This window comes from Sporosarcina trichiuri (assembly GCF_030406775.1).
Taxonomy (GTDB): Bacteria; Bacillota; Bacilli; order Bacillales_A; family Planococcaceae; genus Sporosarcina; species Sporosarcina trichiuri.
In genome coordinates, this window is record NZ_CP129119.1 from 525,827 (window position 1) to 540,284 (window position 14,458).

General features: G+C 53.7%; 14 protein-coding genes. 12 read left to right on the top strand and 2 right to left on the bottom strand.

Annotation, left to right across the window (positions count from 1 at the left end; translation table 11 throughout):
- Positions 1–36: 36 nt before the first annotated feature.
- Positions 37–1,239 (top strand): PLP-dependent transferase, encoded by a 1,203-nt coding sequence (locus QWT68_RS02950; protein WP_290149430.1) that lies wholly within the window; start codon positions 37–39, stop codon positions 1,237–1,239.
- A gap of 68 nt (positions 1,240–1,307) precedes the next feature.
- Here the strand turns inward: QWT68_RS02950 and QWT68_RS02955 are convergent, their stop codons facing one another.
- Entirely contained in the window at positions 1,308–1,787 is a 480-nt protein-coding gene (locus QWT68_RS02955) for a GAF domain-containing protein (protein WP_290149432.1), read from the bottom strand.
- Between the two features lie 197 nt (positions 1,788–1,984).
- Between QWT68_RS02955 and ezrA the strand changes: the two genes are divergently transcribed.
- The 10 genes from ezrA to QWT68_RS03005 all read left to right on the top strand — a co-directional run bounded on the left by ezrA (position 1,985) and on the right by QWT68_RS03005 (position 12,438).
- A complete protein-coding gene (gene ezrA, locus QWT68_RS02960) occupies positions 1,985–3,682 on the top strand; it encodes a septation ring formation regulator EzrA (protein WP_040286177.1) in 1,698 nt (565 codons plus the stop codon).
- A gap of 80 nt (positions 3,683–3,762) precedes the next feature.
- The gene (locus tag QWT68_RS02965; protein ID WP_290149434.1) at positions 3,763–4,908 is read left to right on the top strand and encodes a cysteine desulfurase family protein; all 1,146 of its coding nucleotides are present in this window, start codon (positions 3,763–3,765) and stop codon (positions 4,906–4,908) included.
- The gene (gene thiI / locus QWT68_RS02970; RefSeq protein ID WP_040286179.1) at positions 4,895–6,100 is read left to right on the top strand and encodes a tRNA uracil 4-sulfurtransferase ThiI; all 1,206 of its coding nucleotides are present in this window, start codon (positions 4,895–4,897) and stop codon (positions 6,098–6,100) included. Before QWT68_RS02965 ends, thiI begins: the two co-directional genes overlap by 14 nt.
- Positions 6,101–6,201: 101 nt before the next feature.
- Positions 6,202–6,405: an alpha/beta-type small acid-soluble spore protein gene (locus QWT68_RS02975; RefSeq protein ID WP_040286180.1), complete on the top strand. Its 204-nt coding sequence runs from the start codon at positions 6,202–6,204 to the stop codon at positions 6,403–6,405.
- Positions 6,406–6,551: 146 nt separating this feature from the next.
- Positions 6,552–8,123 carry an acyl-CoA synthetase MbcS gene (gene mbcS, locus QWT68_RS02980; RefSeq protein ID WP_290149440.1) on the top strand — a complete coding sequence of 524 codons (1,572 nt, stop codon included), beginning with the start codon at positions 6,552–6,554 and terminating at the stop codon, positions 8,121–8,123.
- A gap of 133 nt (positions 8,124–8,256) precedes the next feature.
- Positions 8,257–9,189 (top strand): EamA family transporter RarD, encoded by a 933-nt coding sequence (gene rarD, locus QWT68_RS02985; RefSeq protein ID WP_290149443.1) that lies wholly within the window; start codon positions 8,257–8,259, stop codon positions 9,187–9,189.
- A 67-nt stretch (positions 9,190–9,256) separates the two neighbouring features.
- Complete coding sequence (sppA, locus tag QWT68_RS02990) at positions 9,257–10,267, top strand: signal peptide peptidase SppA (protein WP_290149446.1); 1,011 nt, start codon at positions 9,257–9,259, stop codon at positions 10,265–10,267.
- A gap of 17 nt (positions 10,268–10,284) precedes the next feature.
- Entirely contained in the window at positions 10,285–10,869 is a 585-nt protein-coding gene (locus tag QWT68_RS02995) for an RDD family protein (protein WP_040286184.1), read from the top strand.
- 35 nt (positions 10,870–10,904) lie between these two features.
- On the top strand, positions 10,905–11,417 hold the full coding sequence (gene tpx, locus QWT68_RS03000; RefSeq protein ID WP_040286185.1) for a thiol peroxidase: 513 nt from the start codon (positions 10,905–10,907) through the stop codon (positions 11,415–11,417).
- A gap of 106 nt (positions 11,418–11,523) precedes the next feature.
- Positions 11,524–12,438 (top strand): class I SAM-dependent methyltransferase, encoded by a 915-nt coding sequence (locus QWT68_RS03005; protein ID WP_040286186.1) that lies wholly within the window; start codon positions 11,524–11,526, stop codon positions 12,436–12,438.
- 62 nt (positions 12,439–12,500) lie between these two features.
- Here QWT68_RS03005 and QWT68_RS03010 read toward each other — a convergent pair whose 3' ends face one another.
- The gene (locus QWT68_RS03010) at positions 12,501–12,959 is read right to left on the bottom strand and encodes a universal stress protein (protein WP_040286187.1); all 459 of its coding nucleotides are present in this window, start codon (positions 12,957–12,959) and stop codon (positions 12,501–12,503) included.
- Positions 12,960–13,178: 219 nt separating this feature from the next.
- On the opposite strand from QWT68_RS03010, the gene ald reads away from it, so the two are divergent.
- Positions 13,179–14,294, top strand: coding sequence for an alanine dehydrogenase (gene ald, locus QWT68_RS03015; RefSeq protein WP_290149448.1), 1,116 nt, complete (start codon positions 13,179–13,181; stop codon positions 14,292–14,294).
- Positions 14,295–14,458 lie beyond the last annotated feature (164 nt).

Genomic DNA, 14,458 nt, shown 5'->3' on the forward strand with positions numbered 1-14,458 from the left:
GCGTTTACTTATAAACGAAAGCGGGGGATTCTTTCAATGAAGAAAGTGCACAAAGACACAGAGGCGATCCATACCGGTTATACCAGCGGACAGCATCACGACAGCCTGGCAGTTCCGCTCTATCAGACGTCCACCTTCACGTTCGACACAGCAGAACAGGGCGCGCGGCGTTTTGCGGGTGAAGAGGAGGGCGGGATCTACTCAAGACTCGGCAATCCGACAGTGCGTGTGCTGGAAGAACGGATGACGGCTCTCGAAAAAGGAGCCGGGACACTTGCGTTCGGCTCCGGGATGGCAGCTGTCAGCACCATCCTGACGCATCTTACGAAAAGCGGCGACCACATCGTCTGCTCCCGTGGGATCTACGGCTGTACATTCGGGCTGCTCGGCATCATGGAAGAGAAGTATGCCATCAGCCATACATTGACAGCGATGCGCACGGAAGAAGAGATCGAAGCGGCTGTGACACCCGAGACGGTCTGCCTGTACATTGAATCGCCCATCAATCCGACAACGGAACTCGTCGACTTGCGGGCAGCCGCCGCTGTCGCAGAGCGGCATGGACTGAAGGTGGTTGTGGATAATACCTTCGCGTCCCCCTATCTTCAGAATCCGATTGAATTCGGTGCCGATTTCGTACTTCATAGCGCCACGAAATATATTAACGGACACGGGGATGTGATTGCAGGGCTTCTGACCGGCCGGAACGAAGAGGACATCCAGCAGATCCGCGGCACGGTCCAGAAAGATTACGGCGGAATCATATCGCCATTCGATGCCTGGCTGCTCATCAGGGGGCTGAAAACACTGCCCCTGCGCATGCAGCGTCACACGGAAAACGCAGGAAAGCTGACAGAATTCCTGAAAAGTCAGGACATGGTGGAAGACATCTTCTATCCGTTCGATGACCTGAATCCACAGGCCGATCTGGCGAGACAGCAGATGACGGCAGGCGGAGGTCTCGTCTCCTTCACCATCAAAGGCGGACAGCCGGCAGCCCAGCTGTTCATGAACCAGCTGAAGCTCATCAAGATCGCCGTCAGTCTCGGGGATGCTGAAACGCTCATCCAGCACCCAGCCACTATGACGCATTCCGGGGTCCCTGAACAGGAACGGGTCCTTATGGGAATCGGGGATGGTCTGCTCCGGCTGTCTGCGGGACTTGAAGATGCGGATGACCTGATTGCAGACCTTTCACAGGCATTCCGGGCAGCCTCGGCCTGCGAGCAAGTGAACTGAAGGACATGAAAAAGGTACCGGCTTGTCGTATGGACTGCCGATACCTTTTTCAGTTGCGGACGTCTTCCTTAAATATGACGCAGAAGGGTGGCGGCGAATTTCTCGATGCCGGCCCGGTCCTCATCGGAAAAGCGTCCGGTTTCAGGGCTGTCGATATCCAGCACGCCGATCAGCTGGCCATCTTTGACGAGCGGCACGACAATTTCCGACTGGGACGCAGCATCACATGCGATATGACCCGGAAATGCATTAACATCCTCGACGACAATCGTCTCCTGTTTTTCTGCGGCCGTGCCGCACACTCCCTTGCCGACGGCGATACGGATGCATGCCGGCAGTCCCTGGAACGGCCCGAGCACCAATTCGCCTTCTTCCATCAAGTAAAATCCGGTCCAATTGGTGCGGTCCAGGAAATTGCTGAGCAAAGCGGAGGCGTTGCTTAAGTTGGCAATCCTGTTCGGCTCGCCGTCCAGCAGCAGGTTCAGCTGGTCCGACAGCTGCGTATATGCCTCTGATAGATCCTTTGAATACTCGATTCCCATGAACATGATCATCTCTCCTGTCTGTATCGGTTGTAACAGAAACTGTGCAATCGATACTTGCATCATACAATTTCGTGCCCGTTTTCGACAAGTAAACAAATTTCCGGCGGGGATTCGCCCTTTTTCAACACGAAAATTCTTTAAACGTGTTACTATATAAGGTATTATCATTGTAGAGCGGTTGTGGAATAGGGGGATGGACCATGGTGAACTACTTCATCATTCCAGTCATCATCATAATAGTGCTGGCGGTTGCCATATTTGTGCTGAGACGGAGACATATCCAGGAAATCAGTAAGCTGGAGCATGAAAAACTGCAAATCCAACATGAACCGATATTTGAAGAAATGACAAAAGTGAAACAGCTGAATATGACAGGCGAAACCGAAGAGAAGTTCGAGCGGTGGCGCAGCGAGTGGACAGAAGTCGTCGACGTCCTCGTCCCGCAGATCGATTCCCTGTTATTCGATACCGAAGAGATGGTGGACCGGTTCCGGTTCAAGAAGGCCGGCCATATCGAAAAAGAGATCGCACAGAAGCTGACAGTATGCGAAGAGCGTAAAAACTCGATTCTGAAGGAACTGAACGAGCTGATCGGCAGCGAAGAGAAGAACCGGGTCGAGATGGATGAACTGAAAGAGCAGTACCGGGAAGCCCGCAAAGCGATCCTTGCCCGGCCGCATTCCTTTGGACGGGCGGTGCCGGCCCTCGAAAAGGAGCTTGAGTACTTCCAGCCCGCGTTCGAGGAATACGATGACTTGACGGCTAATGGGAACTACTTGCAGGCACGCGAGAATGTGATCGCTGTCACTGCGAAAGCGGATCATCTGTTCCCTCTTGTTGAAACCATTCCGGCGCTGCTGGGCGAACTGCAGACGAAACTGCCGGCGACGATCCGTGAACTTCGGAACGGAGTCGGGGAGATGGAGGACGATGGCTATTATGTGGGCCATCTGGATCTCACCCACTATCTGAAAGGTATCGAGACGGAAATCGAAGACCTGCTTCAGCAGGTCGAACATCTGGAAATCGAGCCGGTCGAGCAGCGTCTTGCGGAAATCGATGAACAGATCGATGGATTCTATGCAGCACTGGAGGAAGAAGTGAGGGAGCGGCAGTACGTTGAACTTACGTACGAAGACACAGCACGAAGACTGTCTGATGTACACATGCTCGCAAAGGAAGTTTCCGATGAGGCGCTCTATGTGCAGCAGAGCTACCGTCTCGACGAAAAGGAAGCAGAGATACCGAAGCAGTTCACCCGTGACCTGGCAGAAGCATCTGACCGTTTTGACATGATGACCAGCCAGGGGGAAGAAGGGGCCGCAGCCTTCACGGCGCTGGCACAGCATATACGAGAAGTGAATGAAGTGCTCGATCGTGTCGGCGAGCAAGCCGCCGAGTTCAAGGAACGGATGAAAAACCTCCGGACCGAGGAAATCAGCGTGCGGAAACGTCTTGAACAGCTGGCCTACAAACTGCAGACTGTCGAGCGCAGCCTGCAGAAAGCGAATATCCCCGGAATTCCGGAAGATATCGAAGTCCGTCTGGAAGAAGCGGATGAGCAGCTGTTCATCGTCCAGAACGGTCTTGAAGAAGTGCCGCTGAATATGGCGCTTGTCGAAGAGTATATTGCGCATGCCGAAAAAGAGGTGGATGAGTCCATCTTGAAGATCAACGAGATGCTGGAGAACGCCCTTCTGACAGAACGGATCATCCAATACGGCAACCGGTATCGTGCATCCCATCCTGCGATGCATGCACGTCTCCTGGAAGCGGAAATAGCATTCCGTCAGTTCCGGTATGCAAAAGCGCTGGAAGAAGCGGCAACAGCTGTCGAGGACGTCGAACCGGGAGCGATGAAACGGATACAGGACTATATGCAGGAACAAGTTCACTAAGCGTTTGTCTACAGCCATCGGCACACTTTGTGTCGGTGGCTTTGTGCCGCTTGTGAATCATTGAAAGGACGGTGAGCGGAATGATCTATTTGGACAATAGCGCAACAACTGCACCCGACGAGGATGTACTGAGGACGTTCACGGAAGCGAGCCGGACTTACTATGGAAATCCGGCATCACTCCATCAGGCTGGGACCAGGGCCGATCAGCTTCTGCAGAATGCACGGAAACAAGTTGCCCGTCTTGCAGGAGATGACGAAAGCGAAGTGGTTTTCACATCGGGCGGCACGGAGTCGAACAATCTTGCCATCCTCGGCTACGCGAAAAAATACCGCTATCGGGGGAACCATATCATCACAACTGAAATCGAGCATGATTCCGTCCGGAAGGCATGCCGGTCGCTGGAGGAAGACGGCTTTGAAGTGGACTGGCTGGCTGTCGACGAACAGGGAGTCATTTCGCTTGATGAATTGAAACGGAAACTCCGGCCGGATACGATCTTGGTGAGCATCATGCATGTCAATAACGAAATCGGATCTGTGCAGCCGCTGGCACAATGCGCACAGATCATCCGGGAACGGTCCCGCGCGATTTTCCATTCGGATTGTGTGCAGAGTGCAGGGAAATTGGCGCTGCCTTTCCCTCGCTATGCCGATGCCATCACACTTTCCGGACATAAGATACACGGTCTGAAAGGGACGGGATGCCTTCTAGCTAAACCATCCAGGCTGCCGGAGGCGATTTCATACGGAGGCGGACAGGAGGACGGATTGCGGAGTGGTACTGTCAATGTCGCCGGGGCAGCGGCGTTTGCGAAAGCATTCCGCCTTGCAACAGCGGAACCGTCAGCGGATCATATGCGAAACTGGACGGCCGCGATGCATGACGGACTGAAGAATGAACCGCGGCTTCGTATCCTGTCATCGCCGGACGGGGCGCCGCACATTTTTTCGATGGCATTCAAAGGTCTGACCGGCGAAGTGGCTGTAAACTACTTCCAGGAAAACGGCATATACGTCTCCACTTCAAGCGCCTGTTCGTCCAAATCGTCCAGGACCAGCCATGTCATCGAAGCGGTGGGTGTCCCGGAAGAGTACAGGAAAGGTGCTGTACGGATCAGTTTCGGCCGTTCCAACAGTGCAGCAGACGCAGAGCGTGTTATAGAAGTGACGAAAGAATTTTTAGAGATGACGAAGAAAGGGATGAAACAGCATGATATGGAGTGAACTTCTCATTCGCTACGGCGAGATGTCGCTGAAAGGCCGGAACCGGAAAGTGTTTATCCAGAAACTGAGTGAAAATATACGGAGAGCGCTTCGAGGGCTTGAAACGGTCAAGTTGAAAGCGGAACGGGACAGGATGTTCATCTACGCCTCTCCCGAAGAGCTCGAACAGGCAGTCCATCTGCTGAAAGACGTTGCGGGCATCCAATCGTACAGTCCGATAGCGCAATGTGAATCGACGGTCGAGTCGATACGAAGCACTGCGCTGGGTGTATTCGAGCATGAGGAGACTTTGGGGAGAACGTTCAAGGTCGAAGTGAAACGAACGGACAAGTCATTTCCGCTCGTCACGGGAGAATTGCAGAAGGAGATCGGCGGCACAATTCTCCGCGCGCATCCCGATCTGAAAGTGGACGTCCGCAAACCGGATATCCTTCTCCATATCGACATCCGGGAAACCGGTGCGTTCCTCTCCGCACGCATATACAAAGGCGCGGCCGGTATGCCTGTCGGTTCGAACGGCCGGTCCCTGCTCATGCTGTCTGGCGGCATCGACAGTCCGGCTGCCGGCTATTTGATGATGAAACGCGGCGTCATGGTGGAGGCGATCCATTTCGCAAGCCCTCCTTATACAAGTGAGAAGGCTCAGGCGAAAGTGGAGGAGCTCGCCAGGAAGCTGAGTGTCTACGGCGGCAGCATAAAGCTGCATATCATTCCATTCACAGAAATCCAGCAGGCCATCGTCAAGCAAGTGCCCGAAAACGTCTCGATCACATCCACACGCCGTCTCATGCTGCGGATTGCTGACCAAGTGAGACAGGAGATCGGCGCATTGGCCATCGTCACGGGGGAAAGCCTCGGCCAAGTGGCAAGCCAGACGCTGGAGAGCTTCACGGCAATCAATGCCGTAACGAATACACCGATCCTCCGTCCGCTGATTGCTACAGATAAACTGGAGATCATCGATATCGCCAAAAAGATCGGCACCTATGAAACGTCCATCCAGCCATATGAAGACTGCTGCACCATCTTCACACCTGCCAGCCCGAAAACGAAACCGAGACTGGACAAGGTGGAGTATTATGAAAGCTTCATCGATTTCGCGCCGCTGATCGAAGAAGCCGTAAAGAACAGGCAGATCATCGAGTGTACGAGTGAAAGCAACCCAGATGGCGACTTCTCCGACTTGCTGTAGAGGATCCCGTTTTTGATTGTCATGAAAAAAATACCACTTCCTATCAGTGCATGAATTCTCCGGAACGGACCATTCTATAGTCACAAGGAGGTGACAACGACATGACAAACTCAAACAACGGCAACTCAAACCAACTTCTTGTACCAGGTGTACAGCAGGCGCTTGACCAGATGAAGTATGAAATTGCTTCTGAATTCGGTGTTCAGCTTGGAGCAGACGCTTCATCGCGTGCCAACGGATCCGTCGGCGGAGAAATCACTAAGCGATTGGTACGTCAAGCTCAAGAACAAATGAAGGGCTTCTAAGCTAAACTGAACCCTTGACTGCTCTCCATATGGAGGGCAGTCTTTTTTATGGTTGCTCATTTTCCGGTTTGTATACAAATGACTTTGTTTTGAATTTGCGGAATTTTACTTGTATACTGATTACATTGTGTAAAGGAGGAATTGGGATGAAACGTGAAGAGTTGATTGCACCTGAGCAGTATAATGTGGTCTCTGAAATCGGGAAATATGCAGATGGAACGGATCGGAAAGCACTCATTTACGCAGATGCCGGCGGAAACAAACGGGAGTATACATATGACCAGCTCATGAATGACGCAAACCGTGCGGCGAATGTCTTCACTTCGAACGGACTTGGGAAAGGGGACATCGTTCTGGTGATGGTGCCGCGTCTGATCGAGGCGTATACCGCCTACATCGGAGCCCTGAAAGCGGGGATAGCTGTCATCCCTTCCTCCGAAATGCTGCGCGCATCCGATATCGAGTACCGGCTTGCCCACAGCGGAGCGAAAGCGATTGTCGCCTATGAAGCGTTTACCGATCAGCTTGCCGACGTGAAAGGGATCGAAGATGTGAACCTGTTTGTGATCGGAAAGGCAGCGGATCGGGGCATCTCGCTCACGGATGCCATGGCCTCCGCCTCGCCGGAATTCCAGGCAGCCGACACCAAAGCGGATGATATGGCATTCCTCTCCTACACATCCGGAACGACCGGCAAACCGAAAGGCGTTGTCCACACGCATGGCTGGGGCTATGCACATCTCAGGACAACCGGCGAGAACTGGCTCGGCATCCAGGAAGGCGACACCGTCTGGGCTACGGCCGCGCCCGGCTGGCAGAAATGGATCTGGACACCGTTCCTGGCGGTGCTCGGCAGCGGTGCGACCGGGCTCGTGTACAACGGGAAATTCGATGTCAAAACCTATTTGGAGATGATCAAAACCTACCAGGTGAACGTGCTCTGCTGTACGCCGACAGAATATCGGTTCATGGCAAAGGCTGAAGATCTCGCCGAGTACGATCTGTCGTCCATCCGCAGTGCTGTCTCTGCAGGCGAGCCGCTCAATAAGGAAGTGATCGATCGGTTTGAAGACGTCTTCTCACTTCAAGTGCGTGATGGCTATGGCCAGACGGAAAACACCCTGCTCGTCGGGACGATGCTCGGTATGGAGGCGCGTCCAGGTTCAATGGGCAAGCCGACCCCCGGCAACCGGGTCGAGATCGTCAACGACGAAGGAGAGATCGCAGGTGTCGGCGAAGTCGGGGATATCGCAGTCCATATTTCCACGCCTGCCCTCTTCAAAGAGTACTTGAAGGATCCCGAACGCACAGCGATGCAGTTCCGGGGGGACTACTATATAACGGGTGACCGTGCGAAGAAAGATGAGGACGGGTACTTCTGGTTTGAAGGGCGGGGAGACGATATCATCATCAGCTCAGGCTATACGATCGGGCCGTTCGAAGTGGAGGACGCTCTCACGAACCATCCCGCTGTCCGTGAATGCGCAGTCGTCGCCAGTCCGGATGAAGTGAGAGGGTCTGTTGTCAAAGCTTATATCGTCCTGCGTGATCCATCAGCTGCTGCTGATGAAGGGCTCATTCAGGAGCTGCAGGACCATGTCAAGGAAACGACAGCGCCCTACAAGTATCCGCGCAAAATCGAATTCGTGGAGGAGCTGCCGAAGACCGCGTCGGGTAAGATCATGCGGGTCCAGCTCCGTAAAATGGAAATGAAGTGATTGAAAAAGAGCTGAGAGCTTTCGTTCTCGGTTCTTTTTTCATGTAATCCTTTACGCCGCTGAATCAGCAACGTATAATTGAGCAATATTTCGAACTGCAAAATGTTCGTACATGATGGAAGGGAGGAATACGATGCAATCACCGCAGCAAGGAGCTTTTTGGGTATTTTTCGCTTATTTTCTATGGGGGTTCATGCCGATCTATTGGAAAAGCCTCGATCATGTCGGCAGCAGTGAAATTCTGCTCAACCGGATCATCTGGGCGTTCATCCTGACAGCGGCTGTCCTTCTGATTGCAGGGCAGGGAAGGAAATTGGCCGCGGACGTGAAAGAGCTGTGGCGGACCCCTCGTCAATTCTGGGGATTGTGTCTGGCATCTCTGCTCGTCACGACGAACTGGGGAACTTACATATGGGCCGTGAACCACGATTTCATCGTACAGGCAAGTCTCGGCTATTACATGAATCCGCTCGTTTCCGTCCTTCTGGGTATCCTGTTCCTCAAGGAATCATTGAACCGCAGCCAGCAGGGGGCATTCGTGCTTGCAGCCGTGGGCGTCACCATACTGACAATCCATTATGGTGTCTTCCCGTGGGTATCGTTCGTCCTTGCCTTATCGTTCGCTCTGTACGGACTTATCAAGAAGCATATCAAGCTGGACGCCGCGCGGGGACTCGCCATCGAAACGGCATTTGTGGTTCCAATCGCCCTTCTTGCGTATGGCTGGCTGATCCGATCGGGGGATGCCGTGCTGTTCGGTACCGATCCAGTGACAGTCGTATTGCTCGTTTTGACAGGGATTGCGACGGCGCTGCCGCTCATCTTCTTCTCAAAAGGAGTTGTGTCCATTCCGCTCTATGTGTCGGGCTTTCTGCAGTATATCGCTCCTACACTGATGCTGATCATCGGCGTCTCCCTGTACGGCGAGCAGTTCGGTGCATTCGAATGGATGAGTTTCGCATTCATCTGGGCTGCGCTGATGCTGTTCACCATCCCGCAGGTCGTGCGGTTTTTGAAGAACCGGAGAGTTGCCGGCCGGCTGAAGGAACAGCATCATCCTCACTGATGGGATTTTAATGAAACGGATTCACCGGTCATACGTATAAGATGGAGGACATGAAGGAGGAATCGCAATGACAACAAAACGATGGATAGCGTTACTGAGCGCAGCTGCACTGGTGATCGTCTCGATCGGCGTCAACTCGCTATCCTATATCTTTACGAGGGATTTCAGCTCGCTGTTCGAAGACAACTTCGCGCTGAACGGTCCGATGTATGAAGAAAATGTATTGGAAGGCGGGGGCTCGACGGAGCGGATTGCTGTCCTTGAGGTCAGCGGCGTCATCCAGGATACCGGCCCCGCATCGCCATTTGCGGCACCCGGCTATAACCACCAGCTTTTCATGAGCCAGCTTGCGGACATCCAGGAGGATCCGACAGTGAAAGGGGTCGTGCTCCACGTGGATTCGCCGGGCGGCGGCGTGATGGAATCCTCGGATATTTATGATGAACTGGTTGCAATCCGGGACAACAGCAATATTCCGATCTATGTTTCGATGGGCTCGATGGCGGCTTCTGGCGGATACTACATTTCAGCTCCTGCCGAGAAGATTTTCGTTCATCCCGAAACAATCACAGGATCGATTGGTGTCATCATGGAAAGTCTGAACTATGCAGAACTCGCCGATAAGATCGGTATCGACTTCAACACCATCAAAACAGGTCCTTATAAAGACATGATGAGTCCGAATCGTGAAATGACGAAGGAAGAACGCAATATGCTGCAGGAAATGATCAATGATTCATACGAGCGGTTTGTCGGAATTGTCGCAGACGGCCGCGGCATGTCTGTCGATGCGGTCAAGAAAGTGGCGGACGGCAGAATCATGAACGGACGGCAGGCGATCGAGGCAGGACTGGCGGATGATTATGGCAAGCTGCCGGACGTCGTCGAGTCACTGAAAACCGATCTGGGACTCAAGGATCCGACTATATTCGAATATACATCTTCAGACAGCCTGTCATCGCTGTTCGGGATGAATGTGTCCGGCTTGCTGAAAAAGAATGCGGAAACGGAATTGATCGAAAAAATGCTGACGGATTACCAGGCACCGCGGATGATGTATCTGTATGGTGAACGCTAAAGAGAGGAGGGACCCGAATGTCTGACCAATTGGAACCAGCAGCAGCTAGTGAACTCCCGGCGGAAAACCGTGCGTCAGAGGAGGTTGTGCAGAGAGCGGACGAATTCCGGAGAAAGCCTGCGGGATTCTGGATCCGCTTTTGGGCGTATCTGATCGATCTGATCATCATCAGTGCCATTAGCGGGCTGATCGTCAAACCGGTGTTCCGGGTTTTCGACTGGGCAATCACCGATCCGATTTTTCTGTTATACAGTCCGTACAAAGCGGTCATGCTCATCGTTTTCCTGGCCTACTTCCTGCTGATGACGAGATACTTCGGACAGACGGCCGGCAAGATGATCTGCGGAATCCGTGTTGTGCGTAAAGCGGGAGGGCGCTTAAGCTGGAGCAGTCTGCTGTTCCGGGAAGTGATCGGCCGCTATATCTCGAAGACGCTCGTCATCCCATACCTGCTCGTCGTCTTCATGCCGCATAAAGAAGCGCTGCATGACTTGTTCGCGGATACGGAAGTTATACACGAACAAGTATATGAGAAGGCTGTTGCTGACGTTGTCCGGACGACTGCCGGACGTGCTCAGTTGCAAGGGGAGCAGTCCGTCTAGTAAGATGGAGGGACCACGAAAGGAGCGCAAAACGTATGACATCCATTACATTCCAGAACAAGCCGGTCACACTGCTCGGCACTCAGCTCCGAGCCGGAGACAAAGCACCGGACTTCACTGTGATCGGCAATGATCTGCAGCCTGTCACTTTCGAAGGTGCTGGAGGCAAAGTCAGGCTCATCAGTGTCGTCCCTTCCATCGACACAGGTGTTTGTGCAAAACAGACCCACCGATTCAATGATGAAGCAGGAAAACTGGGTGACAAGGCGGAAGTGCTGACAATTTCTGCAGATCTGCCGTTTGCACAGGCGCGGTACCGGTCGGTTGAAGAAATCGGTAATCTGCAAGTGCTGTCCGACCATCGCGATCTGTCGTTCGGCAGCGCGTACGGCGTTGTTATCGAGGAGCTCCGGCTTTTGGCCCGTGCAATTTTTGTCATCGAACCGGATGGCACAGTCGCCTATTCGGAATATGTGAATGAAGTGACGGACCATCCGGATTACCTGGAAGCACTGGAGACCGTCAAGAAACTGATTGTGTCTGTATAAGGCAGCTCTGCGCTGCCTGTTCACCCATCCGGCTGCCGGATGGGTTTTTCTCCGCACACGCGCTCATTTTTAAAATGCAGTAACAAACGAAAAAGAGGGATGACTTATGAAAAGCAATACGGAACAGATCTTCACCTACTTGGATGGTGCAGCGGAGAAGGGAGACCAGCTCTACTTGGAGCAGCTCGTCACCGCATGCCGCGCATGGGCAGAAGGAAAAGCCGCGCCCGATCTGCAGGGCGAAGTGGCAAAAGAGGAAATACGGAGAGGGCTGCAGCTCGCAATTCTGAAAGGAATGCGGCAGAACGTGCAGCCGAATCATCAGATGACACCGGATGCAATCGGCATGCTGATCGGACGGATTGCAGAACTGCTCACTGCGGGACAGGAATATATACGGATCACAGATCTTGCAGCCGGAACAGGGAACTTGCTGTTCACGGTCATGAACATGATGGAGCGTCCATCATCAGCGGCAGCTGTTGAAATCGACGAACTCCTTGCCCGTCTTATGGCAGCGGCTGCGGATCTGCTGGAGCAGGAAGCCGAGATCTTTGTCCAGGACGCCCTGCGCCCGCTGCTGATCGATCCGGCAGATCTGGCAGTATGTGATCTCCCTGTCGGCTATTATCCGGATGACGACAATGGGCTCAATTTTGAAATGATGCCGGCAGAAGGACATGCGTATGCACATCACCTGTTCATCGAACAGACGATGAAGCACCTGAAAGAGGGGGCGCACGGCATCTTCCTCGTTCCCTCTTCCTTATTCGAGTCTGCACAGTCCGGACTGCTGCATACGTATTTGAAGAAGCATACGGTCATCAGGGCCGTCCTGCAGCTGCCGTCCTCCTTGTTCAAAAATGCGGCACAGGCGAAAAGCATCCTGATTCTGCAGAAGCCGTCTGCCGATAAAACGGCGGCACCTGATGTTCTTCTGGCAAATGTCCCTGAGATGACGGACAAACAGGCGATGCTGTCGTTCTTTGTGAAGCTTGAGGATTGGGTACAGGAAGGATGAAGAAAAAGCTTGCGGGACACCGGATGAACCGGCAGCCCCGCAAGCTTTTTACTTTGTGCTGGTTAGTGGATGTCTTCGTTTTCCGGTGTACGGACGACGAGCACATCACATTTCGCTGCACGTACAATGTTCTCGGAGACGCTGCCGATCAGGAACCGTTCGACAGGATTCAGGCCGGTAGCCCCGCAGATGATGAGATCCGCTTCGATCTTTTTGGGGATTTCACGGGGAATCATCGTTTTCGGCGACCCGTATTCCACGATGATGTTCACATGAGTCAGACCCGCTTCAGCGGCATGGTCTTTATAACCTTCCAGCAGATCGACTGCATAGGACTGGGCGCGTTCCGCGATCGACCGGTCATACGCTTCCACCGCAGAGTACGAACGGGTATCAATAATATTCACCAAGTTCAAGTTTGCGTCGTTCCGTTTTGCAATCGCAACAGCCTTTTTGAACGCCCACTCGGATTCTTTCGATCCATCGACTGCGACGATGATCTGGTTGTACACTAATGACATAGGGATCACACTCCTGCTCTTTGAATTTATCGTTCTATAGACAGTATACGCCATTTCCCGGCAGAATTCCTGCCTCGTCTATGAAATGGATAAGGAACAATGGTGACAATCAGATGAAATTATTCGGCAAATCATATGCGGATCTGCTACACTAATGGTGAAAAGGTCTGAACGGTACATACTGAACAGCCGTACTTCAATCTTAAGGGGGAACTACTAATGCGTATTGGCGTACCAAAAGAGGTCAAGAACAATGAAAACCGTGTCGCGATGACACCCGCCGGCGTCTTCAACCTGAAGTCTGCCGGACATGAAGTGCTGATTGAAACTGGCGCTGGTCTCGGATCGAGCTTCAGTGACGAGGACTACCGCGAAGTCGGCGCGGTGATCGTGGATTCCGCTGAGGAGGCATGGGGTGCGGAAATGGTCATGAAAGTGAAGGAGCCGATTGCATCCGAATACGGCTATCTGCGTGAAGGACTCATCCTGTTCACGTATCTCCATCTTGCGCATGAAGAGGATCTGACGAAAGCGCTCGTCGAAAACAAAGTGATTTCGATCGCCTACGAAACGGTCCAGCTGCCGAGCGGACTCCTGCCGCTGCTGGCACCGATGAGTGAAGTGGCCGGCCGGATGGCGACGCAGATCGGCGCACAGTATCTCGAGAAGCTGGAAGGCGGCAAGGGGATCCTGCTGTCCGGCGTCCCGGGCGTCGACCGCGGCAACGTGACGATCATCGGCGGCGGACAGGCCGGCACGAACGCAGCCCGTATCGCCATCGGCATGGGCGCGCGCGTCACCATCCTCGACCTGTCGGTGGAACGCCTCCGCCAGCTCGATGAGATCTTCGGCAAGGACGTCCAGACACTCGTCTCGAACCCGTTCAACATCGCGAACTCCGTGAAGGACGCGGATCTCGTGATCGGCTGTGTCCTCATCCCGGGCGCACGTGCACCGAAGCTCGTGAGCGAGGAGATGGTGAAATCGATGTCACCGGGCTCCGTACTCGTCGACATCGCGATCGACCAGGGCGGCATCTTCGCAACGTCCGACCGTGTGACGACACACGACGATCCGACCTACGTCAAGCATGGTGTCGTCCACTATGCGGTCGCCAACATGCCGGGCGCTGTGCCGCGCACTTCGACGATGGCACTGACGAACGTCACCGTGCCGTATGCCCTGCAGATCGCGAACAAAGGCTACAAGCAGGCATGCCTCGACAACGAAGTATTGCGCAAAGGCCTCAACACGATCGGCGGCCACGTCACATACCAGGCTGTTGCAGAAGCACAGTCGCTTGAATACGTATCGGCTGAGTCACTGCTCGGCTGATCACAGAAACCCCCGGCCCGGGTTTATCGAGCCGGGGGTTTTCTATTGCTTGGAATGCCGGCAGGTCCGGCGAGTGATCCAATCCAGCGGCTGACCGCTCAATTCCTTCTTCGGAACGCTCAAGCAGCCTGCGGAACGCTCAAGCAGCCCCCCGAACGCTCAAG

Bases quoted from the DNA above. Each gene is read 5' to 3' on its own strand.
- ezrA (WP_040286177.1), top strand. From the start codon at position 1,985: ATGGTGAACTACTTCATCATTCCAGTCATCATCATAATAGTGCTGGCG.
- QWT68_RS02965 (WP_290149434.1), top strand. From the start codon at position 3,763: ATGATCTATTTGGACAATAGCGCAACAACTGCACCCGACGAGGATGTA.
- sppA (WP_290149446.1), top strand. From the start codon at position 9,257: ATGACAACAAAACGATGGATAGCGTTACTGAGCGCAGCTGCACTGGTG.
- QWT68_RS03005 (WP_040286186.1), top strand. From the start codon at position 11,524: ATGAAAAGCAATACGGAACAGATCTTCACCTACTTGGATGGTGCAGCG.
- rarD (WP_290149443.1), top strand. From the start codon at position 8,257: ATGCAATCACCGCAGCAAGGAGCTTTTTGGGTATTTTTCGCTTATTTT.
- QWT68_RS03010 (WP_040286187.1), bottom strand. From the start codon at position 12,959: ATGTCATTAGTGTACAACCAGATCATCGTCGCAGTCGATGGATCGAAA.
- thiI (WP_040286179.1), top strand. From the start codon at position 4,895: ATGATATGGAGTGAACTTCTCATTCGCTACGGCGAGATGTCGCTGAAA.
- mbcS (WP_290149440.1), top strand. From the start codon at position 6,552: ATGAAACGTGAAGAGTTGATTGCACCTGAGCAGTATAATGTGGTCTCT.
- QWT68_RS02955 (WP_290149432.1), bottom strand. From the start codon at position 1,787: ATGTTCATGGGAATCGAGTATTCAAAGGATCTATCAGAGGCATATACG.
- QWT68_RS02950 (WP_290149430.1), top strand. From the start codon at position 37: ATGAAGAAAGTGCACAAAGACACAGAGGCGATCCATACCGGTTATACC.
- QWT68_RS02975 (WP_040286180.1), top strand. From the start codon at position 6,202: ATGACAAACTCAAACAACGGCAACTCAAACCAACTTCTTGTACCAGGT.
- tpx (WP_040286185.1), top strand. From the start codon at position 10,905: ATGACATCCATTACATTCCAGAACAAGCCGGTCACACTGCTCGGCACT.
- QWT68_RS02995 (WP_040286184.1), top strand. From the start codon at position 10,285: ATGTCTGACCAATTGGAACCAGCAGCAGCTAGTGAACTCCCGGCGGAA.
- ald (WP_290149448.1), top strand. From the start codon at position 13,179: ATGCGTATTGGCGTACCAAAAGAGGTCAAGAACAATGAAAACCGTGTC.